Origin of the sequence: Legionella fairfieldensis ATCC 49588, from assembly GCF_000621525.1 — a bacterium.
Lineage (GTDB): Bacteria > Pseudomonadota > Gammaproteobacteria > Legionellales > Legionellaceae > Tatlockia > Tatlockia fairfieldensis.
Map to the genome: position 1 here is coordinate 14,701 of NZ_JHYC01000014.1, position 23,842 is coordinate 38,542.

Below are 23,842 nucleotides of genomic sequence, written 5' to 3' on the forward strand. Positions count from 1 at the left end.
CTAATAGGTTAATTGAGGATTTTTGATTAGCAGTTAATGAAATTATCGCAACCGATAATGAAGTATGTTAGCATCAAAGACTTTTAACTAGGAGAGTAACAAATGAAGCGTCTGAGTGGGATTTTAATTGCATTTGTATTAAGTGCATGCGGTTTTAATGCAGTTGCTTATAATGCAGTTACAGAGGGAGTGAAAATCGGTGTAGTAGATTTGCAGAAAATTATGCAAACCTCTCCTCAAATGAAAGCAATACAACAGAAATTGGAAAAAGATTTTAAACCTCGTCGTGACAAGCTGGTAGCTATGGAAGAAGGCTTAAAACAAGATATGGAAAAATTCAAGCGTGACAGTGCGGTTATGAGTGACACGCAAAAGAAAGATTTAGAAAAAAAAATTATGACTACTCAGCAAACATTTGAAAGAGAAGGTCAGCAATATCAGCAGGAACTGAGCACAGCCCACAATGAAGCGATGGAAGATCTGTATGGCAAAATCCGTAAAGCGATTGCTAATGTTGCTCAAACTGATAAATATGACATTGTTCTTCAGAAAGATGCGGCTCCTTTCAGTTCAGATAAGCTGGATATAACTGATAGCGTGATAAAACAAATTAGTTGATTCATGAGGAAAATATATACCCTCGCTGAATTGACACATCATCTGAATGGAGAATTGCACGGTGATGCGATGCATTCCATTCAGGCAGTCGCCTCCCTAGGGTGTGCTGGTAGCAATGAATTAGCTTATTTTGATAATCCTGCATTGATAGGATTATTAACGAATACTAAAGCCGGGGCTGTGTTACTAACAGCCAACCATGTTGAGTTTTGTCCAGTTAATTCGCTTGTTGTTACTAATCCTTTAGCCAGCATGGCAACTGTTGCAGAAATGCTGAATCAACCTGCTGTACAGACAGGAGGGATTCATTCCCAGGCATCTGTCGCTCCTTCTGCAACGCTTGGAAGACAAGTTGCTGTGGGAATTAATACAATTATTGGTGAAGGAGTCTGCCTTGGTGACAAAGTCACTATTGCTGAAAATTGTGTCATTGATGCGGGAGTAATAATAGGCGATCAAACGGTAATCGCCAGTGGAGCTTGTATCCAGAAAGGTTCTCGAATAGGTAATAAAGTAATGATCGGCAGTGGGGCTGTCGTTGGCGCTCCACCTTTTAATAGTGAAAAAATACAGGGACAATGGCATGCGGGTTGGGCATTAGGCGGAGTATTCATTGAAAACAATGTTCGTATAGGTGCCAATACAGTAATAAGTAAAGGTGCTTTAGGTGATACTGTAATTAGTGAAGGTGTCCATATCGATGATTTGGTGCAAATAGCCCATGAGGTCATTATTGGCGCTCACACGGCTATTGCCAGTTGTGCTACACTGGGCGCTTATGCCAGGATTGGGTCTCATTGTATTATTGGTGGTGCCAGTTGTGTAACTGCTCATGTAACTCTTGCCGATGATGTGGTGATTACGGCTATGTCTACAGTCAATAAGAGCATAGCCAGAGCAGGGATTTATTCCTCCGGTACGGCGATAAGTGAGCATCAGAGATGGCGTCGCAATGTAGCGCGTTTTCGCCGGCTTGATGATTATATTATGCGAATTATAAGATTGGAGAGGGAAAAACAGGTTAACCAATAGGTTGAATTTCTTGTAGATTAAAGCAGAAACTATCCGAAGAGCAAATAATAATTGCAGGTTGATGAATTTAGTGGGAATTAACGTATGAGTGAATCGCTTGACATAATTAAAATTCTTAATTTATTACCCCATAGATATCCATTTATTCTGGTTGACCGGGTTTTGGATTATAAGGCATTTGATTATTTAGTCGCTATTAAAAATGTAACTATTAACGAACCTTTTTTTACGGGTCATTTTCCTGGAAATCCAATTATGCCGGGTGTGTTGATGCTTGAAGCATTGGCTCAGACAGGGGCTATTTTATCTAATTTATCGCGCTCACCCAAAGAAGGGTATGAGTTTTTATATTTTTTTGCCGGCATTGATAATGCAAAATTTAAGCAGGTAGTAACACCTGGTGATCAATTGCGCCTGGAAGTGAAACTGGTAGGTCAAAAACGTGATTTTTGGCGCATGCATGGTGAAGTTTTCGTTGGCGATAAGCTTGCCTGCTCTGCGGATTTAATGAGTGCAGCAAAGGAAACAAAAAGTGATAGATGAGCGTGCAATGATCCACCCTTCGGCTAAATTGGCTGCTGGAGTAACGGTAGGTGCGGGTAGTGTAATAGGCGCAGATGTGGAAATTGGAGAGAATACCTGGATTGCTCCCCATGTGGTTATTCAGGGACCGACCGTTATAGGAAAAAACAATAAAATTTTTCAATTTTCTTCAATAGGCGATGAACCGCAGGATATCACTTATAAAGGTGAACCTACTCGTTTGGAAATTGGTGACAATAATATCATTCGAGAATATTGCATGATAAACCGAGGCACAGTAAAAGGAGGCGGCCTTACTCGTATCGGTAATAATAATTATTTGATGGCTTACTCTCATATTGGTCATGATTGTATGATTGGTAACCAGATTATTATGATTAATTATTCAGCCTTATCGGGTCATGTTACTGTGAATGATTATGCAACGATTGGAGGATACGCTGCCGTCCACCAATTCTGTCATGTTGGAGCCTATGCTTTTATTGCACGAGCGACTTATGTAAGTAAAGATGTATTACCTTATGTCATGATTGCAGGTCATGCAACTTCTGCTTGTGGACTTAATACAGTAGGCTTACGCCGCCGAGGATTTTCTGCCCCCACCATCGATCAATTACGACGGGCCTACAAAATTATTTTTCGCAAGGGTTTAACGGTCCAACAGGCAATTGCTGAACTGGAAGTCATGCAAGCGGATTGTCCTGAAATAATTCTTATGATTGATGCCTTAAACCAATCAACTCGAGGTATTGTAAGATAAGGGTGCTACGTTTAGTTAACTGTTAACGATCCAACTTATCGTGGTTTGTCTGAGGTATGTGGCATGCTGCCAGCCTTTTGCTGCCGTGGACAGCCACGGCACGCAGACTTTGTGGGTGCCAAGTGAAACTTAAGGCTGATTGAAAGACCGAAAGTTTGTGCGTCTAAGGTCAATACCTACGTCCGCAGCTTGACTGCGGAATCCAGAACATACGTTAATTCCGGGTTCCTCGAACAACCCTGTAGGACTTGGATAATGCAGAATCGCTCTTAAGTCAACCCCCTTATCTGCCTCACTTTCATCTTCACGTTTAAATTAGTCTATATTTATAAGAACTGTATTTAGTTTTATAAATATTAATTCTGAAAAATTATTAATGTACTTTCACGCACTGAAGAGGAGTTAAATAATGAAGAAAATGGAGCTACTCAGACTTGCTACCCCTAGTGACCTGGATGTGAAAGATCGTCGTGCTATTGCACGAGTCATTAATCCTCTCGTAGCGGATTCTTTTGCTTTGTTTGTTAAAACAAAAAACTTTCATTGGCATATGTCAGGAAGTCATTATCGCGATTATCATCTTTTATTGGACGAGCATGCTGAGCAACTTTTTGCTATGATTGATGTTCTGGCAGAACGCGTTCGTAAACTGGGCGAAAAAACCATTCATTCTATTGGCCAGATTAAAGAACTACAAAGTATACAAGATGTTAATGATACGTTGTCTGCGGATGAAATGTTAGATGATCTTTTGCAAGAGAATAAAGGTTTTCTACTCCGCATGCGAGCTGCTCATGAAGTGTGTAGTAACGGGAACGATGTGGCAACAACAAGTATCCTGGAAAACTATATTGATGAAACAGAAAGACGGATCTGGTTCTTGTTTGAGACATTAGCCAAGTAATAGAAAACCTCTTATTTTAATGAAAGAGGATCTATATTAACCTTGCTCTCAATTTTCAACAAAATATTGAGAGCAGTTCGTATAATTAAGAAAAATCCTTGTAGAATCATCATTTTATGCCTCTATTTATTGACTATTTTCAGCTTTAAGTTTTACTTGACTTTTAATGATGCCTACGTCCGTGGCTTGTTCGCGTTACCTGGGGATTTTGGCAGGAAATCTGCCTTTTCCTGTCGTGGACAATCCACCCACATGGATTTTGCAAGTGTCAAGTGAAACTTAAGGCTAATTGGACGAGTCGGCATTCATAGGGATTTTTAATAAGACATTGGATGCCGACTTTCGTCGGCAATTCGGTACTCTTTGAATTGTTTGTCAAGTACAAAGTCAATGCTGCTATAATAGCTGTTTTTATTATTAGAATAAGACTTATGTTTGTTAATTTATTGAATAAATTTGATCAGTTAATGGAAAAGGAAGTGAATAGCTATTTAGCTGTTGCTAATACGTTATTAGTACAAAAACAGCTTAGGCAGGCTCGGCATGCGTTATCTCTCGCGCACAAGGGTTTTATGAAAATAGTACTAATAGTCATACGCTTAGAGGAAAAACTTCCTAAAGATAAGGTTCTCTCTGTATTGTGGGAGGAAATTAAAAAGAGAGTTACCGAAGGTGAACATAATTTTTTGACGATTCAGGAAAATTTTAATTTTTCAGGCGCTCGGTATTTATTAAATAAATATCGGCTCGCTGTTAAAAATAACCGGATGGATGAAGCGACTTGTTATGGAAAAAAAATAAAGAATTATATGAACTGGGTGGTAGAAAACCATCAGTCAGCGATTAGTGAAGGACTGGAAGCTAGTATTAGGTATAGGGATTTTTATGAACAATACAAACAAATTGAAAAAAAACACATAAAAAAGATCACCGAGAATCTGCATTTTAAACCATTAAATTGTTCACTCCTTAACAGTGCATTTTTTCCATTACAATCACAGGGAAAACGTCTTAATCAAGCAGGAGATTCTTTGAATACTTTTCAGAAGAGTTTCTAGTTTCCAATAAGATATCACATCATTTAAATTTGGTCGGAGTGACAGGAATTGAACCTGCGACCCCTGCCTCCCGAAGGCAGTGCTCTACCAGACTGAGCTACACTCCGATTAATGATTGCGAATAAGAGCAAAATGCGCGAGATCTTCTAATGCTTTTTTGTATATTGTATCGGGCAATACGTGTAAAGCTGTTAGAGCCTGATCAACTTCCCGGGCTGCATAATTGCGGGTGAATTCAATAGATTGTGTGGCTTCAATTATTTCAAGTATATCGGCCAGGTTATGTAAACTTCCGTTTTTTAGACTGGTTTTAATTAACTGCTGTTGTGCTGTTGTACCGTGCTTCATTGCATGAAGTAAGGGAAGAGTTGCTTTTCCATCCGCCAAATCATCACCTATGTTTTTGCCAGTTGTCTTTGCATCGGAGCAATAGTCTAAAGCATCGTCAATTAACTGAAATGCATTACCTAAGTGAAGCCCATAAGCATATAGGTTTTTTTCTATTGTTTTATTACTGTGGCTTAAGAGGGCACCAATTGAAGCCGAAGCTGCAAATAGTAAAGCTGTCTTGGCACGAATGACCTCAAAATAATCCTCAATATTTAACGAATCGTTATGTCGATGGGTTAATTGCTTTACTTCACCGCAACTTATTTGATGAGAGGTATCTGCTAATAGATGAAGGATCGGTGTATGGTTTACATTTACCATTAATTGTACCGATTGAGTAAAAAGGTAGTCACCTACTAAAATACTTGCCTTCGACCCCCAGATTTCATTGGCAGTTTCACGCCCACGTCTTAGAGTAGATTCATCAACAACATCATCATGTAACAGAGTAGCAGTATGAAAGAACTCTACCATTGCGGCCAGTGTGATATGATCTTTTCCCTGATAATTACAGGCATGGCTGGCTAAAAGTACTAGGAGAGGACGCAAACGCTTGCCACCGCTTTGAACAATATGATGAGCCAAATCATCAATCAGACCAACCTGAGATTGAATTTTGTCAACAATCAGAGCATTAACTGCATCAAAATCGTCACTAACCAGCGCCTTTAAACGCTCAACCGTCATTTTTTATCCCCGAATTAATATCTTTCAGAATTAAAATACTGTTCTGAATAGTACATGCATGCTAAGGGTGGGGCGAGTTAATGTCAAGATTGCTTGCCAGTGATTTAATAAAAGAGAGTCTGATTAAGAAAAATTATGACGTTATTTATCCTCAGCAAGTTCCTTGTAATGTTTTTAACTCGGTTGATTTATACATTAAAACGAAAATGCATGACATCACCATCACAAACTACGTAGTCTTTTCCTTCCAGGCGTAACTTTCCTGCTTCTTTTGCGCCCTGCTCTCCACGATGAGTGATAAACGCATCATAAGCGATGACTTCAGCACGGATAAAACCCTTTTCAAAATCAGTATGAATGACTGAAGCTGCTTGAGGTGCAGTAGCGCCTTTGCGTATAGTCCAGGCTCGTACTTCTTTAACACCGGCAGTAAAATAAGTTTGTAGCCCTAAAAGTTCATAACCAGCACGGATAACTCGATGCAAACCTGGCTCTTCCAGTCCCAAATCCAGCATAAACTCCAGTCGATCGGCGTCATCCAACTCGACAAGTTCTGCTTCTGTGGCAGCACAAAGGGCAACAATAGATGCATTTTCCTTTTTAGCCAGTGCAGTTACTTTGTCTAGTAGAGGATTGTCTTTATAACCATTATCGTCTACGTTTGCGATATAAAGTACAGGCTTTGCGGTTAGAAGAAATAAATGCCGAATAATTAATTCTTCTTCTTGAGTAAGTGGTAGAGTCCGTACTGGCGAACCTGCATCCAGATGGATTTTAACTTTTTCAAGTGTTTGTTTTTCAAACAAGGCTTCTTTATTACCACTTTTACTATTTTTATTGGCCTTGTTTAAGGCTTTTTCAACACTATCCATGTCGGCTAATGCTAATTCGGTATTAATGACTTCAATATCACTGAGCGGGTCAACGCGTCCTTCAACATGAATCACATCGGAATTATCGAAACAGCGAACAACATGCGCAATAGCATCGGTTTCTCTGATGTTAGCTAAAAATTGATTACCAAGTCCTTCGCCGCTGGATGCACCTTTTACGAGTCCGGCAATGTCAACAAACTGCATGGTTGCAGGGACTGCTTGCTGTGGTTTTACAATCTCACTGAGTGCATTAAGACGAGGATCAGGTACAGTAACGATGCCTATATTTGGTTCAATCGTGCAAAAGGGATAATTGGCGGCCTCAATGCCTGCTTTGGTTAATGCATTGAATAATGTGGATTTTCCCACATTTGGTAAACCGACTATTCCACATTTAAATCCCATAAGTCACCTCTTAACCATTTAATAAATTCATAGCCGCCGCAATATTTCCTGTTAATAGAGTAGGGAGGATTGCGATACCTCGATCGATGGCATCAAACATTAATTGTTTATCTTGTTGAGAGGGTTTCCCTAACACAAAATTTAAAACCAGATCTTTATGCCCCGGGTGCCCAATGCCAATGCGTAAACGATGAAAATCCGAACTGCCTAATTGGCTAATAATATCTCGCAGACCATTGTGTCCTCCATGGCCACCACCCGTTTTTATTTTTATACGGCCAGGAGGTAAATCAAGCTCATCATGTGCTACCAGAATTTCATCAGGGTTAATACGGTAAAATTGGCTTACTTCTCGGACTGGCAAACCGCTATGATTCATAAAAGTCAATGGCAATAACGTTTTGCAAACCTGTCTGTTAATATCGAAACTGGCTATTTCACTATGCAATTTCTTATCTATTTTAAAGTGCGCATTATAGTGTTGAGTTAATGTTTCTATAAACCATCCGCCAGCATTGTGCCTTGTATATTCATAAGCAGAACCAGGATTGCGCAGCCCAATAATAAGTTTAATTGCCATAATATACGAGAAGTTAATAAGACATCATTCAAAAACAATCGGGTTGTAAAAAATCAGAAGAACAAGACACTGCTTGAAAGCTACCATTCAGAACAGTGAACTTGTTCCTTCATTAAAAAAAGTTATTGAAATAAGTTTAGTCTTATTCAGTGTCTTTTTCTTCTTCAACAGGTTCAGGCGTTGAAGTTGCAGACTCTTCTTCAGTCATACCAGTTTTTGGCGTATGAATACTAACAACGGGTAAATTATGGCTATCATCTTTTAAATCTACAGTTAATTGTACACCCTTTGGCAGTTTCAGATCAGAGAGATGTACTACATCCCCGATGTCCACATGAGCCATATCAACTTCAATAAATTCGGGTAGATTTTTTACCTGGCAACGTACTTCAACCTGGGTCATGGCATGATTGATGATTCCGCCCGCTTTAACCCCTTTTGCTGTATCTTCATTAATAAAATGAACAGGAATATTTTTTATCAGCACGTCTTTTGCAGAAACCCGTTGCAGATCCATATGCAGGATAACCGGCTTATAAGGGTGGCGTTGCAAGTCTTTTAAAATAACGTGTTCAATTTTGCCATCAAGATGTAAATCAAATACGCTCGAATAAATACTCTCGCTTTCCAGCGCTTTAACTACTTTATTATGCAGTAAGTGAATTGATAGCGGTTTTTTATCGCCGCCATATAAAACAGCAGGCACTTTATTTTCAAGACGACGCAGGCGGCGGCTCGCACCTTTCCCTATATCTTGTCTTGTTTGAGCTTCTAAAACGATTGTTGACATGAGTAGTCTCCATAAAAAAGTAAAACCCTTCGCTTCGCCCGCGACCAGGACAAAGATCCAACATTGGAAAGGGTGGGGCAGTATACAACAGAGTCTATTGACATTTCTACTATTTTGTTCAGATAGCTTAACGTACTTCTTTCATTAGGGGTAGAATGAGCGATAAAATGGAGGTTTTTGAGTGCAAACTGATAAATGTCAATAGGTTTAATTAAAATCAACTTGAAGTCATTGCTGTAATTTCATAGAATACGTCACTTTATTGAATTTGTGAAGCCATCAGGCGAGTTGGAGAATAGCTATGTATGCTGTAATTAAGACGGGCGGTAAGCAATACCGCGTAAAAAAAGGCGATGTTATCAAATTGGAACTGCTGTCCGATGATGTTGGCAATGAAGTAACATTCTCTGAAGTACTTATGCTTGCTGATGGTGACAAGATTACTTGCGGTACGCCTCTTATTGACAAGGCAATTGTCAAAGCAGAGATTATGGAGCATGGTCGTCATAAAAAAGTTAAAATTATTAAATTTCGTCGTCGTAAGCACCACATGAAACAAATGGGTCATCGACAATATTATACGCAGGTAAAAATTACTGCGATTGGTAAGTAAGAGGGGAAAGAAATGGCTCATAAGAAAGCAGGTGGTAGTACTCGTAACGGCCGCGACTCGAATCCCAAGTATCTTGGTGTAAAGCGATATGGTGGCCAAATAGTTGGCGCAGGTGAAATTCTTGTTCGTCAACGCGGTACTCAATTTCATGCCGGTGAAGGAGTTGGTTGTGGTCGAGATCATACTCTTTATGCGTTGGTTGCTGGTATTGTAAAGTTCACTATCAAAGGTGCAAAAAAACGCAGATACGTTACAATTACTGCAGTAGAAAGAGAAAGTTAATTTAATTTGTCCGATCATGGCCCCGTTATTCGGGGCTTTTTTGTAAGTGCTCAGCCTCTTTCAGGAAATAGTTCCAGATGAATTTGAGTAGTGAATGACGTCAACTTAAAGCCAATGACTGTGTTTTGCAGTTTGATCGGAGGCTTATTTATAAAGGATAGCCTTTAAGTGGATGTCATACTCGTTCTATTTTCCCGTGAAACCTGAGCGGTTACTTTTTTTGCCTGAGTGATATAAATCATGAAATTCGTCGATGAAGCGGTCATTAAAGTAGAAGCTGGGAATGGTGGAGCTGGCTGTTTAAGTTTTAGACGCGAGAAATTTGTGCCTCGCGGGGGTCCCGATGGCGGTGATGGGGGCGATGGAGGAAGTGTTTTTCTTGAGGCCAATTCCGATCTTAATACTTTGGTTGATTTTCGTTATCAGCGCCATTATAAAGCGGAGAATGGTCAACCAGGTATGGGGGGTAATTGCACGGGTAAAAAAGGTGATGATTTAATTATCCAGGTTCCGGTGGGTACCATGGTTTATGATATAGATTCAGATGAGTTGCTGGGTGATATCAATCAAGCGGGAGAGCGTTTGCTGATTGCTCAAGGTGGTTTTCATGGTTTAGGAAACACGCGTTATAAAAGCAGTATCAATCGTGCGCCCCGTCAGACCAGCCCAGGTACACCAGGAGAATCACGTCAAATACGGCTTGAGTTACGTGTGTTAGCTGATGTGGGCTTGCTGGGTTTGCCAAATGCCGGAAAATCAACCTTGATTCGTGCCGTCTCCAGTGCCAAACCTAAAGTTGCTGATTATCCTTTTACAACCTTGCATCCTGGTTTGGGGGTTGTCAGTGTTTCTTCACATAAAAGCTTTGTGATGGCGGACATTCCGGGATTAATCGAAGGAGCTGCAAGTGGTGCGGGTCTTGGTCATCGCTTTTTAAAACATTTATCGCGTACCTGTGTATTATTACACGTGGTCGATATGGCACCTCTGGATGGCACTGATCCTGTCGATTCAGCAAAGGCAATTATTCATGAACTGGAAGTTTATGATCCTGAATTACTTGATAAACCACGTTGGCTCGTATTGAATAAAATGGACATGTTGCCCGATGAAAAGACAAGGCAGGATGCTGCACAGGCCATTGTGAGTGGTTTACAATGGCAAGGTAAAGTATTTATTATTTCTGCTATTAGTGGAGAAGGTACACAACAGCTTTGCTTCTCATTGATGCAGCTGATTGATGAGATGAAAGAGGCGGAAGCTTAACCATTCCGCAGCAGAATATATAACAAGAGGGCTACGATAAGGAATCTTGTGGGTTTCTTTGCCCTCACTATTACTATTACGATATTCAATTGTTATTTCAGTTAATCCTCTTTTACCTGATTGCAGCCAATACTCATTAAGACCACGAAGATGAAAGAGAAGAGAGGGTCGATTATCATTATAAAATTTTACCCAGGGAAAACTGGCAGGTTTTTGAATGAGTGTTTGCAAAATGCCACCAGTGACTTCATCAATAATTGTAACGGGTTTTTTCAATTCAAGAATAGTTTCATATAAACGTTCAGAGGCTTTTTGCTCCGGACTTGCAATGATATAAGGAGCTATTACCGGTTCAAGAAGTTGCTGTACAGTTTGGCATAAATCTTTTTTACAACTCACCTTACATTCAATATAGGGGATGTCCAGACGATAACCTGTTTTACAATTCAGACCTGCTGATGTCAGGGTTTCATCAATTTGCTGAGCTATCTGACTTTCTGCGATACCAAATAGACGCCATTTTAGTAATTGCTTCTCACTGTGCTGTAATGTTCGCAATAAAGGGAGAGCATGGTTATTAAACATAGGCAAACATTCACGCGGAGGGCCAGGGAGCAAAATAAATAATTTATTTTGTTGGCGGTAATAGCAACCTGTGGCAGTGCCATTAGGGTTGGGGAGAAGAGTTGTTCCCACAGGGAAAAGTGCTTGTTGTCGATTACCCGCATTCAACTCTTTTTCAGTGAGTTGCAGATAGTTTTGCACATGTTGGAGTGCCTGTGGAAATTCAACGAGTTCGATATTAAGAAAACGTCCTAAAGCAAAACGGGTTCGATCATCTGATGTGGGACCCAGCCCGCCTGTAATAATGATGATGTCATGATTGCTGGCAAGAAAACGAATGCATTCATAAAGCTCATTTTCCTTATCGCTACAAACAAGCTGCAAACCTAATGGTAAGCCTTCGGAACCGAGTATCTGAGCCAGATTATAACTATTCGTATTAAGCGTATCGCCATGAATAATTTCATCACCGGTGGCAAGCAATGCTACAGTCATTGATTTCTTCCAAGGTTATAAAACTCAAAATGTTAATATACGGCTGAACAGGCAAAAATTGAAGGCCCCATAAAGCAATAACGGGTTGAAAGCCTGTAAGAAAACGCCCATCAGCAAGGGTCAGGGGATTTTGTTTTACCAGAATCAGGTAACCATCGGTAAACCAGTTGAAAAGGGAGAAATTATAGGATAATTGGGGTGATTGGGTGACATAAGAAGGCAATTCAGCTGAAGTGAAAAGTGGAAAGATTGCAATAGGAGTCACTTTACTTTTCTGCGTTAAAGGCGTGTTAATGGTCATAATACGTAATAAATGATTATCTTTTGCAGCGACACGCCAGTGAGTCGAACTGTATGACATGGGAAATGCACGCAAGGAAGTAATCGGCCAGTGTTGTTTTTTATTATAAGCTTGCGCCGTTGAAACCGCACGGTGGTGTTGTACTGTATTAAAAATTAGAAATAACCCGGCAAGAAGAAGCCCGATGATAGCTCCCCGCGGTTCCTTATGAAAAAAAGTCCAGCTAACACCTAAAACGAGCGGAACAGTAAAAAAAGGGTTAATGATTGCTATTATATCCCAACTAATTCGCCTGTCAGAAAAAGGCCAGAGCAACAGTGTGCCATAGTTAGTACACGCATCAAGCAAACCGTGTGTTGCATAGCCAATCATTGCAGCCAGTAAAGTAATTTTCCATGTATGCCGAAAACGCTTAAACAGTAATAAAAATAAACCAACCAGCAAGCCACCTGGCAGAATAAAACTTAAAGAGTGAGTAAAATGACGATGATAAAGTAGCGTTGCCAGGGGATTGGAATTATCGCGAATAAAAATATCCAGATCGGGCGCCAGCGCGGCCAGGGCACCAACCAGCCAGGCGTTGGATTGATCCTGTTTATATAATACAATTTGCGCACAGGCAGCACCTAAAGCAGCATGAGTAATAGGATCCATACACTACACTCGGTTAGTAATTATTGAGGTTTTGATAAACAAAATACATGATCTAAGGCTTTATTCGAATAGATAAAATAGCTGAAAGTCATTATTTCTCCTTATCTTGGTAATGAGCAAGCAATATTTAAAGCTCTGGAATCAATTCCTTACAATGCCGCATGGCGCGCTGATGCTCGGGTGGCAGCGTCCAATAATCACCATATTGTTGTCTTAAAATGACATCAGACCGGTTTATAATATTAAACTGACCCGTTTCAAAGGGCGCGCGTTTTAAAGGGTAAATATCGTCATAATGTAAAAGATTTTGACCCACGCAGTTATAACCTCTGCCAAGATAAGGACTATTACTTGAGTTTGCTTTGTGAGTGATGCCCTGAAGCCAACGTTCTAATAGGGATTTGGATAAAAAATGTCCTAAAAATCGATAAAAAGCACTATGATGGCCGGTTGCCGTAGCGCTGTATTTTGTACTTAATAAACGAGAGAGTTTTTTAGCAACGAATTTATAGAATTTTCGCTGATTGATAGGAGCTGGCATGCTATCGTAAACAAAGACATCAATAAATATCCCTTGAACATAAGATTCGTTACCTGACTCATGTTTTTCAATATAACGACTGCTGCGATCTCTTATTTTAAGGGGAGTTGCTAAATTGTAATAACCAGGGTCAGTGTGGGCTGTTTGTAACCACATGTTCTCTGGCAATTCAGAAGGAGCAACACGAAGAAAAGTTTCATAGCTCGCTCGAGGCATGGCAATATCCATGTCGTCATCCCAGGGAATAAACCCTTGGTGACGAATAGCGCCTAAAAGAGTGCCTGCATCAAGCCAATAATCTAAGTCATGTTTGAGGCAAATTGCATCGACAACCTCGAGCATTGCCAACATTTTTAGCTGAGCCTGCCTTAATCTGCCATCTTGTTGAGCAGTGGCGGCTAAATAATGATTAATAGAGTTTTGCTGACTCACTTAAAACCCGTTATAAGAACGATGCGTTATACTATACCTTATTTAATAAATAGAATCTGCTTATAGGAGATCATTTCCCAAGGTGAACCTTATTCAGGATTTGCTCTGATATTAGCATTATGGGAAACGGGGTATATTTCTTTAAGAGAGGCAATGGTATTATCCAGACTTTTTCTATCCTGTATATTGCTCTTTTTTAATATCCCATAAATAGCATTGGTCTGATTGTCAGCTCAATACCAGTTTTAAAGAGTTGACGAGATAAAAGTTTAGTATCCATTAGTTTAAGACCAATAAAATATCATTTAGATTATAATTTTATCATTTTTTTTTGGCAATATCAAAGGATATGGAATAAATAGATTTTACTGAAAAGTTTTATTGAAAATTAAGACTCGTTTTGAGCATAGTAAACAACAATTTATTGTGAAAAAGATTTTTATTAATTTTGAAAATATACTTCCTGAATAATAGCCGCTACTGAAATAATGGTTTAAGGCTAAATACTTGTCTATCTATTCTTAAAACAGGAAATTTTATTAAGAAATAGGGAATGGGTTTTTAAGTGGGATATTGCAACCAGACAGGCATTACTTTTTCTAAATAGGTCATGAATTTCCATAAACCTACCTGCCACTCCAAGGTGCCGTATGGGTCGGCTTTCAGTTCAGGATAGGCAATGCCCAATCCAAATAAACCAGGGCCAATAATACCTGTTTGGGGATTATAATTAATAGATTCATAATCTCCAATAACAATATTGTTTCGCCGTTCAAAACCCACGGCATAAATTACTTTATTACATTCAGGAAGAAAACGGGCAATATTGGCCTCATTGACTGTATAACGTACAAGATTGTCCGGTAAAATACCATCTATATGCTGTCTTGCCCAACTCGCTGTTTGACCTTTAAGTCCGGTGTTATCAAATAGAATCCATTCACCCATATCAATAGCATAGCGACAAGGCGAACGATAAAAATTAATTATTTTTTTTACGCCTGACTCTACAAGATAACGAAGAATAATCATTGCTGAGTGAGAAGAACCGAAAACGCCATAGGTTTCCCCAGGATCAGCAATGTTTGCCAGCCGTTCCTTATCAATAGCAACCTCAAAAGGTACGACATTCACACCAGGGTAATTGAGACTGGATGGCACAGCTCCCGTTGCCAGAATAACATTTTTTGCTTGATAATTTTGTTCGCCAGTACATAAAGACCAGGCGCGTTGCGATAAAAGCAGGGTATGAACGGTGGTTTGCTGCGTCACTACTTTTTGCTGTAATTGCGTGGTGATCCATTGCAAAGGAGTAACAATTTCACTTAAAGTACAGGTCTTGTCGGGTGACAAATGATTTAATGGAAAATCGATAGAAGACTCTTTATAAGAAAAAGAACGAGCCGCCTGTAAAAAATCAATGAAGCGCCGTACTGTGGTGTTACTTGAAACATGAAACCACAACTGACCTAAATCACCAACATGAAAATGAGGGTCGAGCCATAAAATGTCAGCGGGTGGAATGTTCCAATCCAACAACTTTCCTACTGCCGCAATCCCGGCAGGTCCTGCGCCAATAACCGCCCATTGGAATAATTTTTGATCCATTTAATTTTATTGTGCTCAATGATAACGCCTATTTTAAAACTGAGAGCAGGTTTTAACAAGACGATTCGTACATGACACTAGGATGAAACAGGATTAATCGCTTTTTGTTCACTGCGCGTTTGCAGAAAATCAGTTAATGCTAACAGGTCATTCGATTGTTCGCCAAAAAAAAGAAGGGCTTTTTTTGCCTGATGGAAATGTTGATGAATAAGTGCGAGTAAGTCTGACTCATTATAAAACCGTGTAAAGGTAATTTTTTGATTCGCCAGATCAGAAGAGCGGCCTTTACCTAGCAAGTCAATTTTAGTATAGCGATCAAGATAATCATCCTGTATTTGAAAAACAAGACCCAGATGGGTAGCATACGTACACAAGCTCCTTGCTGCTTCTTGCTCGGGTTTACTGGCAGCAAGTACCATATTAATGCAGGCTAAAATTAATTTTCCTGTTTTGAGAGAGTGAATCGCTTTCAATTGCGATTCACTAATGGCTGGATTTATCAATTCAGAAAGATCAAGGCTCTGGCCACTGACCATACCTGCGGGGCCACAAGCATTAACCAGTTCGCGTGTTACTGCAATAGTCCGGGAGGCATCCAGATGCTGAGGCAAGTGCAAGAGCAATAACTCAATAGCCAAAGCCTGCATCCCATCGCCGGCTAAAATGGCAGTGGCCTCATCAAAGGCTTTGTGACAAGTGAGTTTACCACGGCGCAGATCATCATTATCCATAGCGGGCAGGTCGTCATGAACTAATGAATAACAATGGATCAGTTCAACAGCAGCCGCAATAATATCAAGGCAAGGAAGTGCTACGTCCAAAAGCTTGCCACACAAATAAACTAACAACGGGCGCAAGCGTTTTCCTCCTGGAAATAACGTATAATTAATAGCCTGTCTTATACGTTCAGCAGGAATAGTCGCTTCCGTTATTAAACGTTGTAAAACGGATTCATGATGAGCAATGTAATGAACGATAGTTGAATTAGTCATGTAATAAGTCATTACTCTCTGAGTCTGCTGTAGCGAGTATTTCGATTTTCTTTTCAGCACGCTTTAAAACGTCCTGACATTGACGGGCAAGCGTTATACCTTTTTCAAATTGTTTCAGTGAGTCTTCCAGGGGTAATTCGCCTTTCTCCAGCAGCATGACTATTTCTTCAAGTTCAGTCATGGATTTTTCAAAAGAAACTGACTTTGTCATTAGTAATCCTGATTTTAAATGTCAGAGTATACTGCTTAATTGTAAATTTGTCTTGCCTTAAGCCTGTTGACAAGGGCAAGGCTTCCTCCTAAGCTCAAGCTTTTAATTCTTCGGCTAATGAAAACAAAAACTCGATTTATTTGTAATCAATGTGCAGCTATTTTTTCCCAGTGGTCAGGTCACTGTACTCAATGCAGTGCCTGGAATTCTATCAGCGAAGAAGGTATTGTTGCGACTGGTCGAGGTGCGCGCGTAGGAAGTTATGCGAATCAACGCTCAAGCATTACCGCAGTCGATGATGTCGTGCTTCATAATGAAGCGCGTATGGATTGTGGATTGTCAGAATTAAACCGTGTTTTGGGTGGTGGACTTGTTGAAGGTTCGGTTGTTCTGATTGGTGGGGATCCAGGGATTGGTAAATCAACGTTATTGCTTCAGACTCTGGCCAATTTATCGCAAGCTCAAAACGTGTTATATGTGACCGGAGAAGAATCATTACAACAGGTAGCAATGCGCGCCAAACGTTTGCAGTTACCTACTACAAACTTGCGTTTACTGGCTGAAACACAGGTAGAAACCATCATTGCGCATGCTCAAAAAGACACGCCACGTATTATGGTTATTGATTCCATACAAACTATTTTTACAGAGACACTCAGTTCGGCGCCTGGCGGAGTAGGGCAGGTTCGTGAAGCGGCCGCTCAATTAGTCCGTTTCGCCAAAACGACTCAGACAGCTGTGTTTTTGGTCGGTCATGTAACGAAAGAAGGCGCTTTAGCCGGTCCTCGAGTTTTGGAGCACATGGTAGATAGTGTCTTGTATTTTGAAGGGCAGAGCGATAGTCGTTTTCGTGTGATTCGCGCCATAAAAAATCGTTTTGGGGCGGTTAATGAACTCGGTGTATTTGCGATGACAGACCGTGGTTTAAAAGAGGTGGCTAACCCATCAGCTATTTTTTTATCACGCCAACCAGAACCGACTCCTGGAAGTGCTGTAATGGTAACCTGGGAAGGCTCAAGACCTATGTTGGTTGAAGTCCAGGCATTAGTTGATGAAGCGCATGGCCAGCAAGCAAAGCGAGTGACCGCCGGGCTTGAACATAATCGCCTTGCTATCTTGTTGGCAGTGTTGCATCGCCATGGCGGTGTGGCAACGTTTGATCAGGATGTTTTTATTAATGTAGTAGGGGGGGTAAAAGTCACGGAAACGGGAAGCGATCTGGCTTTATTAGCGGCAGTGATATCCAGCTTGCGAAATCGTATTTTTGATCCGGAAACAATTATTTTTGGTGAAGTGGGGCTGGCAGGGGAAATACGGCCGGTGCAAAGTGGCCAAGAGCGCTTGCGAGAAGCAATCAAACACGGGTTTAAACGGGCTATTGTTCCTTTTGCCAATGCTCCAAAGCAGGGTGTTTTAGACATGCAGATAGAAGCAGTAAAGCATTTACATGAGGTATTGGAAAAAGTATAACGGCTAATGCTGTTCAAAATAATCGGGTGGAACACCATAAATAGAACAGGCCAGGGGCTTGCATGATTTCTTTTCCCATTCAGGATTATCAAGTACCTTCTTGGCATCTTTATAACCTGTTTCAAGACGGAGATTAACGGCTGAACGGACAAAATTATAATCTTTAAATGAATGTGCAAAAGGTGTCCCGCGGTAAATGATATGAACAACGCTAAAACGTTTTTCATGACCCAATTGCAAGATTTCTTGTATTTTCGGATCTTTTCTGGCTTCAGGCGTTAAATGTTGACCTAAAATAGTAATCGCTGTTTGTAAATTTTGGCGACTGGTGTAAACATTGGTTAACCGCCGTGAGTGACTGGCATAGCGAATATCTTTTTGCCGCTCTTCCAATTGATCCATGGTGTGGGGTAACGGGCCTTTTAAACTGAAACAATCAATGACAAAACAAAGGGTGTCCTGCTCTGGCAAGGCATCAAGCACGGTCACCAACGGTGTATTGGCGTAAATACCTCCATCCCAATAGTACTCTCCATCAATTTTAATAGCAGGAAAACCAGGGGGCAGTGCGCCACTCGCCATAACGTGTTCCGGAGTAATGGTTATCATTTGATTGTTAAAAAATATCATCTCGCCAGAAGCAACGTTTACTGCACCTAAACAAAGCGTCACTTCTTTTGAGTTAATACGATCAAAATCAATAAGTTTTTCCAACGTATTGCGTAATTCCGATGTATCGTAATAGCTTAAACGATCGGGTGTATCGTAAGTAAAACTGGTAGGGGGGAAAGGGCGTGGCTTAAAAAAACCATCCAGTCCAAAAAATAGAGCATGTAAAGCCCCCATACGATTGTGCATATGGTGAGTGATATCAAACGCATCCAGAGTGACAAATAAATCATTCCATAACCTGGGTACGATGGTATCCCAAAATTCCATTAATTTACTTACCTGATTTTCAGGTGCATTACCGGCAATAATAGCGCTGTTAATTGCACCGATTGATACACCTGCCAAATAATCAGGTTGATAACCCCGTTCATGAATGGCACGAAACGCGCCGACTTGATAAGCGCCTAATGCCCCTCCACCCTGGAATACACAGGCAATCCGTTCATAAGTCTGTTTCGCTTGAGTTGGTTTTTCAGGTTTATTGATTAAACATAACGCTTTTTTATGACATTTTGGATGCTTGTTGATTGGTTTTTTTGTTGCCATGCCCTCTGGTTCCAAGTGTTGTGTTTTTATAAGTATATATCTTTCCGATAGTTTTGCAGTTTAAACAAGATATCTATAAAAGTTTACTTTGATTAAATTGGTTGCAGGAAGGGAAACTGATGCTTAATTAATAAGTATTTAGTATTATTTATGCGATATTTTCTTCCTTTTTAAATCCTATGCAAACTGAAAAAACAATTTCTTCTATTCCCCATTAAAAAACGATAAAGAAGTGGCTCTCGCAGCACTTGCTGACAATGGATGGCTGCTTGAACACGCCTCAGGCGAATTAAAAGCCGATGTTGGGGTTGTTTTTACCGCACTAAAAGAAGATGGCGAGGCGCTAAAGTTTGTAGCACCTGAGTTAGTAGAAAACCCAATCATTCAACTTTTTGCGCAACGAAAACTTGGATACCATACGGCATTAAATCTAACCCAATTCACTTTATCCAGCACAGAGCCAGAAAAAGTGGCTCCTATTAAAGAGCAGGCAACACGTGTACTTAATAATACGTTAGCAATTAAAGCATTTGTTGATGAAATGAATAATATCGACGTATTGAATCGTCCGGTCGAGCAAAGCACAGGCAAGTTTTATCGAATTAGTTAAAAAAAGATCAACCCTTTCTGATGTCGCAGAGCAATGGTTATCAACCCCGATTTCGCGAATGCTTTCAGACATAGGCGGCAACAGCGGCCATTAATGTGAATCCAATAATAACAAAGCTAAAATCGCCTAAATTACAGCAACGTTTAACCATCACACACCGCTCAAGGCCATGTAAGGTCCCTAAATAGAGAAAAGTCCCGGCAGAAGCGGCAATTAGAATCGGATCAAATAAGGAGTTTGTTTCCACACCCTGATTGAAGTACCAACCAATAAAAATACCTATCGGTGTCATTAAGCTAAAGGTGAAGAAGAACCAAAAACTTTGTGAGGGACTTAGCGAGCTTTTATTAAGTTGTACTGCAATAGCAAAACTCTCGGCCCACTTATGGGTAATAATAGCAAGAAACAGCATAATTATCATTGAATTGTTGTGGTTTAATCCTAATGCTGCCCCTAACATAATGGAATGAATAGAGAGCATGGCCCACGCCATAATAGCAAAAGCCGGATGAGTTGCATTCTGATGGTGGTAGAGTTCTTTTCCTAAATGCTCAAACCATAAAAAAAACAAAAACACAGCCCCGGTAACAATATAGGCGAGGGGATAATGATAACCTTTTGCATTAAATAACAGGTTAGATTCCGGTAACATATGCAAGAGTGCTGCGCCCAGGAAAATGCCCGTTGCCAGTGTTTCGCCAATGGGAAAATCCACATGTTTATCGCTACTAACCCGTTTTTTGAAAGGGTACCAGCCTGCAAGCAGAATCACCAGAAAAGTGACAAGGGCAAAAACTATTTTTAAGGTGGTCGTACTCATAAGGTTTCTCTTCTTATCTTATGAAATCTAATAGAATAGATAAGCGTTCATGGGGGTCTTCTTTGGTAGACCTTGTTACATGACTATGTCTTTCCCGCAGGCGGGAAACCATCCATCGATTAGCATAATGCTTAATTTGTAGATTCCCGCCTGCGCGGAAAAAACATAGGAGTAAATAATTTCTTAACCTGTGAACACTTACTATAATATTGCTGGTTGGCAATCAAAGAAGTGAATAATATTTTCCCACATGCTATTTAGCAAGTATTTTTTCTATTTGATTATTTTGCCATAGACAATATGTTGCATTGGAGAGGGATTTAACCAGATCATTCCTGATAAAGAATACCCCATTGGTTTAATAAGCGTATCTGTCTGATGTTGTGGGAATGTTGTAAAAGATCCTGGCGAATGTGCTCATTGAGTTCTTGCATTTGTGAGAAATCTCCATCGCACTCCAGATCAATAAGTATTTTGCCATCCAGATAGTGGAGTGTCCAACGTTGCAGAGCAGGACAGGTTTTTTGCCAGGATAGAAGTAGTTCTTGTTCTATACGTTTACGATTGGGCAGATGAAGAGAGGGGCAAAATAATTCGTCATCTTCGGGATCAACATGAACAGTGACGTCTTTAACTGCGGGAATCTGGCTGACAAGCGCTTTATCCACGTGTTGGGCAATATAGTGTCCTTCAGATACGGATATAAAAGGCGACACCAGAAGATGGACATCCACCAGGATATCCCCACCCATTAAACGACTGCGTAATTGATGAATTTTTTTTACACCATCCACGGATTGAATAACCCGTTCGATTTGCGCTAATACATCGGGTTCTACGGCTGTGTCAACCAATTCCTTGACGCTATTCCAGCCATAATTCAGTCCCATTTTAATAATCAGGCAACCGACAATAATTGCTGCCAAAGCGTCAAGATAGGCGAAGCCAAATAAACTGCCCAGTAAACCCAGAGAAACGACAATTGAGGATGCTGCATCTGAGCGGTGATGCCAGGCATTGGCAATAACCAAAGCCGATTGAATACGTTGTCCTATATAGCGAGTATAATGAAATAAAAGTTCATTCGCAGCAATGGATAACAAAGCAATAGGGAAAGCAATCCAGCCGGGCTTATCAACGGCGGCATGAACGAGTTCATGAATTGAATCCCAGGCAATTCCGGCGCCAGCGAGAATCAATAGAACCGCCAATAGCAATGTTGCTGCTGTTTCAATGCGTTGATGCCCATAAGGATGATCCGCATCAGCGTCCTGACTGCCATATTTTGATGCGTAAACAACCATAATGTCAGTGATTAAGTCAGAAAAGGAATGTATGCCATCGGCAAACAAGGCATGAGAATGATAAATTATTCCTCCTGCCAGCTTAATACCCCCTAAAAGCGCATTAACTACTGCACCAAGTAAGGTAATTTTTTTGGCTTGCCAGTAACGCTCCTGTTGTGACATGGGCTATCCTTTTTTCAATTGCATCGTAATGTGGATTTCTTCATCAATTTCTTTTAATTCAATAAGCTTATGACCATTAATACGACACCAACAGGGTAAATCATGTTGTGCGCCTGGATCTGTCGCTATAATAGTTAATGTATCGCCATGTTGTAAATTCTTAACCCTGTTTTGTGTTTTAATGACAGGCATAGGGCACAACAGACGGCGTGCGTCTAATTCATAATGGGCCATATTCTACCTCACAAATACCAATCTTGCGGAATCTCTTCCGCGCGCATGGGGGGGCTTTTTAAAATGTGAGATTCACCATCAGGATAGTGTAAATCAACCTCAACTTCTGCTTCTTCCCGCCCCGAACAAAAACGTCCTGCGATCTGTGCGCAAGTTATAATATCCTCGGCGTTCGGTTGGCCTTCAATTAAAATCATCGGGCCACGATGTTCGCGTACTTGCATATGAATAAACTGCTTGCGATAGCCCATGAGAAAATTACTTTCGGCTTCGTCACGGGCAATAATCATTTTATAATAAGGCTTGGGACGTAAATGCCTGCCCGCTTTTAATAGAATGATATCTTCCATATCGTAGTCTCGTGAATTACGATGATCCCACATATCACGTAAACGGCGAGTATAGTTTTCATCGGTTAAAACACAACAGCCGCCCGAAGGTTGAGCAAACTCTTCAATGGACAGAGCAGTAGCCAGCCCTAATTGTGGTTTTCGGTTACGTCCCTGAAAATCATAAAGAGCCTCACGATTGACCCAACCTTCGCGTTCTGGTAGGGTGGGAGGCAAGAGTTTAGCGCATAAGGGACGTAACAGGCGATCTTCGGCTCCGGATTCTTTAGCGATGACAGGCATTGTGACTTTGCGTTGCGATTTGGGACGTTGACCAATGACTTCACCTGTAATGATAAAATCGAATCCTTGTTCCTGCATCCATTGATAAGCCTGCTGTACCATGAATATTTTACAATCCAGACAAGGATTTGCATGTTTGCCATAACCATGTTTCGGGTTTAATAACACTTCTTTATAGGGTTCAACAATATCAATAATGTGCAGAGGAATACCTAATTGCTCAGCTACCCATAAGGCATCATTTCGTAAAGGTTTTTCATTTTTTCGATTACGAATCGCTGAAGTATGGCCAGAATGACAAAAACCAGTATAAAAATTAATTCCTTCCACGTGAATGCCTTGTTCCTGGATAATTTTTACAGCCAGCATGGAATCCAAACCACCAGAAACCAGGGCAACTGCTTTGCGTTTTGTCATAAGAAAATCCTGATAATAAAATGACCAGTATTTTAATCATTCCTTTTCCTGGGTCAAGTGAGTCGATACAAGCAATGCTCCTCAATGCTGCAACCGGGTTTATAGCCTCTCATTTCACAAGGAGAAGCATTCAATTTACATCCTGTACACAGCTTTATCCACATATTTTGTGGATAAAATAATTTGGCAAAAAGTATAGAAAGCCAAGTATCATAAGCCTTGTATGAAATAATAAATAAAAAAAGTTTATTTTAATTCTATGAAAAGAAAAGTTATCCACAAGTAGATAATTTAGATAATTAGAGAAATAACCTGACCATCTTATCAAATAAAAAATGAAAAAACAGTCTTGACTTAAAAGTTTTTTATTA

The 23,842-nt window shown here is 40.3% G+C and carries 26 protein-coding genes and 1 tRNA gene; 11 read left to right on the forward strand and 16 right to left on the reverse strand.

The window, feature by feature from the left end; all coding sequences use genetic code 11:
- The first annotated feature begins 102 nt into the window (after positions 1-102).
- The 6 genes from T345_RS0104715 (at position 103) to T345_RS0104740 (ending at position 4,915) form a co-directional block, all read left to right on the forward strand.
- Entirely contained in the window at positions 103-618 is a 516-nt protein-coding gene (locus T345_RS0104715) for an OmpH/Skp family outer membrane protein (protein WP_028388322.1), read from the forward strand.
- Between the two features lie 3 nt (positions 619-621).
- The gene (lpxD, locus tag T345_RS0104720) at positions 622-1,650 is read left to right on the forward strand and encodes a UDP-3-O-(3-hydroxymyristoyl)glucosamine N-acyltransferase (protein ID WP_131777760.1); all 1,029 of its coding nucleotides are present in this window, start codon (positions 622-624) and stop codon (positions 1,648-1,650) included.
- Between the two features lie 84 nt (positions 1,651-1,734).
- A complete protein-coding gene (fabZ, locus tag T345_RS0104725; protein ID WP_028388324.1) occupies positions 1,735-2,193 on the forward strand; it encodes a 3-hydroxyacyl-ACP dehydratase FabZ in 459 nt (152 codons plus the stop codon).
- Positions 2,183-2,953 (forward strand): acyl-ACP--UDP-N-acetylglucosamine O-acyltransferase, encoded by a 771-nt coding sequence (gene lpxA / locus T345_RS0104730; RefSeq protein ID WP_028388325.1) that lies wholly within the window; start codon positions 2,183-2,185, stop codon positions 2,951-2,953. Before fabZ ends, lpxA begins: the two co-directional genes overlap by 11 nt.
- 409 nt (positions 2,954-3,362) lie before the next feature.
- Positions 3,363-3,857, forward strand: a complete 495-nt coding sequence (locus T345_RS0104735; RefSeq protein WP_028388326.1) for a Dps family protein — start codon at positions 3,363-3,365, stop codon at positions 3,855-3,857.
- A gap of 332 nt (positions 3,858-4,189) precedes the next feature.
- Entirely contained in the window at positions 4,190-4,915 is a 726-nt protein-coding gene (locus tag T345_RS0104740; protein WP_028388327.1) for a hypothetical protein, read from the forward strand.
- Positions 4,916-4,945: 30 nt separating this feature from the next.
- Here T345_RS0104740 and T345_RS0104745 read toward each other — a convergent pair.
- From T345_RS0104745 to T345_RS0104765, 5 genes are all read right to left on the reverse strand, one after another.
- Positions 4,946-5,022, reverse strand: a tRNA-Pro gene (locus T345_RS0104745).
- Position 5,023: 1 nt separating this feature from the next.
- Positions 5,024-5,992 carry a polyprenyl synthetase family protein gene (locus T345_RS0104750; RefSeq protein ID WP_028388328.1) on the reverse strand — a complete coding sequence of 323 codons (969 nt, stop codon included), beginning with the start codon at positions 5,990-5,992 and terminating at the stop codon, positions 5,024-5,026.
- 188 nt (positions 5,993-6,180) lie between these two features.
- On the reverse strand, positions 6,181-7,272 hold the full coding sequence (gene ychF, locus T345_RS0104755; protein ID WP_028388329.1) for a redox-regulated ATPase YchF: 1,092 nt from the start codon (positions 7,270-7,272) through the stop codon (positions 6,181-6,183).
- 10 nt (positions 7,273-7,282) lie between these two features.
- A complete protein-coding gene (gene pth / locus T345_RS0104760; RefSeq protein ID WP_028388330.1) occupies positions 7,283-7,852 on the reverse strand; it encodes an aminoacyl-tRNA hydrolase in 570 nt (189 codons plus the stop codon).
- Between the two features lie 142 nt (positions 7,853-7,994).
- Entirely contained in the window at positions 7,995-8,642 is a 648-nt protein-coding gene (locus T345_RS0104765) for a 50S ribosomal protein L25/general stress protein Ctc (RefSeq protein WP_028388331.1), read from the reverse strand.
- A gap of 301 nt (positions 8,643-8,943) precedes the next feature.
- Between T345_RS0104765 and rplU the strand changes: the two genes are divergently transcribed.
- The 3 genes from rplU to cgtA all read left to right on the forward strand — a co-directional run bounded on the left by rplU (position 8,944) and on the right by cgtA (position 10,803).
- Positions 8,944-9,255: a 50S ribosomal protein L21 gene (gene rplU / locus T345_RS0104770; protein ID WP_028388332.1), complete on the forward strand. Its 312-nt coding sequence runs from the start codon at positions 8,944-8,946 to the stop codon at positions 9,253-9,255.
- Positions 9,256-9,267: 12 nt separating this feature from the next.
- Positions 9,268-9,537 carry a 50S ribosomal protein L27 gene (rpmA, locus tag T345_RS0104775; RefSeq protein ID WP_028388333.1) on the forward strand — a complete coding sequence of 90 codons (270 nt, stop codon included), beginning with the start codon at positions 9,268-9,270 and terminating at the stop codon, positions 9,535-9,537.
- Between the two features lie 240 nt (positions 9,538-9,777).
- Positions 9,778-10,803 (forward strand): Obg family GTPase CgtA, encoded by a 1,026-nt coding sequence (gene cgtA / locus T345_RS0104780; protein WP_028388334.1) that lies wholly within the window; start codon positions 9,778-9,780, stop codon positions 10,801-10,803.
- Here cgtA and T345_RS0104785 read toward each other — a convergent pair.
- The 6 genes from T345_RS0104785 to T345_RS0104810 all read right to left on the reverse strand — a co-directional run bounded on the left by T345_RS0104785 (position 10,759) and on the right by T345_RS0104810 (position 16,601).
- Positions 10,759-11,862 carry a competence/damage-inducible protein A gene (locus T345_RS0104785; protein WP_028388335.1) on the reverse strand — a complete coding sequence of 368 codons (1,104 nt, stop codon included), beginning with the start codon at positions 11,860-11,862 and terminating at the stop codon, positions 10,759-10,761. The genes cgtA and T345_RS0104785 overlap by 45 nt on opposite strands.
- Positions 11,834-12,817, reverse strand: a complete 984-nt coding sequence (locus tag T345_RS0104790) for a metal-dependent hydrolase (RefSeq protein ID WP_028388336.1) — start codon at positions 12,815-12,817, stop codon at positions 11,834-11,836. Before T345_RS0104790 ends, T345_RS0104785 begins: the two co-directional genes overlap by 29 nt.
- A 127-nt stretch (positions 12,818-12,944) precedes the next feature.
- Complete coding sequence (locus T345_RS0104795; RefSeq protein WP_028388337.1) at positions 12,945-13,790, reverse strand: LicD family protein; 846 nt, start codon at positions 13,788-13,790, stop codon at positions 12,945-12,947.
- 561 nt (positions 13,791-14,351) lie between these two features.
- A complete protein-coding gene (locus tag T345_RS0104800; RefSeq protein ID WP_028388338.1) occupies positions 14,352-15,398 on the reverse strand; it encodes an FAD-dependent oxidoreductase in 1,047 nt (348 codons plus the stop codon).
- A gap of 77 nt (positions 15,399-15,475) precedes the next feature.
- The gene (locus T345_RS0104805; protein ID WP_035918154.1) at positions 15,476-16,390 is read right to left on the reverse strand and encodes a polyprenyl synthetase family protein; all 915 of its coding nucleotides are present in this window, start codon (positions 16,388-16,390) and stop codon (positions 15,476-15,478) included.
- Positions 16,383-16,601 carry an exodeoxyribonuclease VII small subunit gene (locus tag T345_RS0104810; protein ID WP_028388340.1) on the reverse strand — a complete coding sequence of 73 codons (219 nt, stop codon included), beginning with the start codon at positions 16,599-16,601 and terminating at the stop codon, positions 16,383-16,385. Before T345_RS0104810 ends, T345_RS0104805 begins: the two co-directional genes overlap by 8 nt.
- 117 nt (positions 16,602-16,718) lie before the next feature.
- Here T345_RS0104810 and radA point away from each other — a divergent pair, with 117 nt between their 5' ends.
- Positions 16,719-18,071, forward strand: a complete 1,353-nt coding sequence (gene radA / locus T345_RS0104815) for a DNA repair protein RadA (RefSeq protein WP_028388341.1) — start codon at positions 16,719-16,721, stop codon at positions 18,069-18,071.
- Between the two features lie 3 nt (positions 18,072-18,074).
- On the opposite strand, the gene T345_RS0104820 is transcribed toward radA, so the two are convergent.
- A complete protein-coding gene (locus T345_RS0104820; protein WP_028388342.1) occupies positions 18,075-19,289 on the reverse strand; it encodes a patatin-like phospholipase family protein in 1,215 nt (404 codons plus the stop codon).
- Positions 19,290-19,521: 232 nt separating this feature from the next.
- Between T345_RS0104820 and T345_RS0104825 the strand changes: the two genes are divergently transcribed.
- Positions 19,522-19,899, forward strand: a complete 378-nt coding sequence (locus tag T345_RS0104825) for a DUF4116 domain-containing protein (protein ID WP_028388343.1) — start codon at positions 19,522-19,524, stop codon at positions 19,897-19,899.
- A 64-nt stretch (positions 19,900-19,963) separates the two neighbouring features.
- Here the strand turns inward: T345_RS0104825 and T345_RS0104830 are convergent, their stop codons facing one another.
- The 4 genes from T345_RS0104830 to T345_RS0104845 all read right to left on the reverse strand — a co-directional run bounded on the left by T345_RS0104830 (position 19,964) and on the right by T345_RS0104845 (position 23,471).
- Positions 19,964-20,719 (reverse strand): ZIP family metal transporter, encoded by a 756-nt coding sequence (locus tag T345_RS0104830; protein ID WP_028388344.1) that lies wholly within the window; start codon positions 20,717-20,719, stop codon positions 19,964-19,966.
- A 329-nt stretch (positions 20,720-21,048) separates the two neighbouring features.
- A complete protein-coding gene (locus T345_RS0104835) occupies positions 21,049-22,188 on the reverse strand; it encodes a cation diffusion facilitator family transporter (protein ID WP_028388345.1) in 1,140 nt (379 codons plus the stop codon).
- A gap of 3 nt (positions 22,189-22,191) precedes the next feature.
- Positions 22,192-22,422: a sulfurtransferase TusA family protein gene (locus tag T345_RS15315; RefSeq protein ID WP_028388346.1), complete on the reverse strand. Its 231-nt coding sequence runs from the start codon at positions 22,420-22,422 to the stop codon at positions 22,192-22,194.
- Positions 22,423-22,430: 8 nt separating this feature from the next.
- Complete coding sequence (locus tag T345_RS0104845) at positions 22,431-23,471, reverse strand: tRNA (5-methylaminomethyl-2-thiouridylate)-methyltransferase (protein WP_028388347.1); 1,041 nt, start codon at positions 23,469-23,471, stop codon at positions 22,431-22,433.
- Positions 23,472-23,842: the final 371 nt, after the last annotated feature.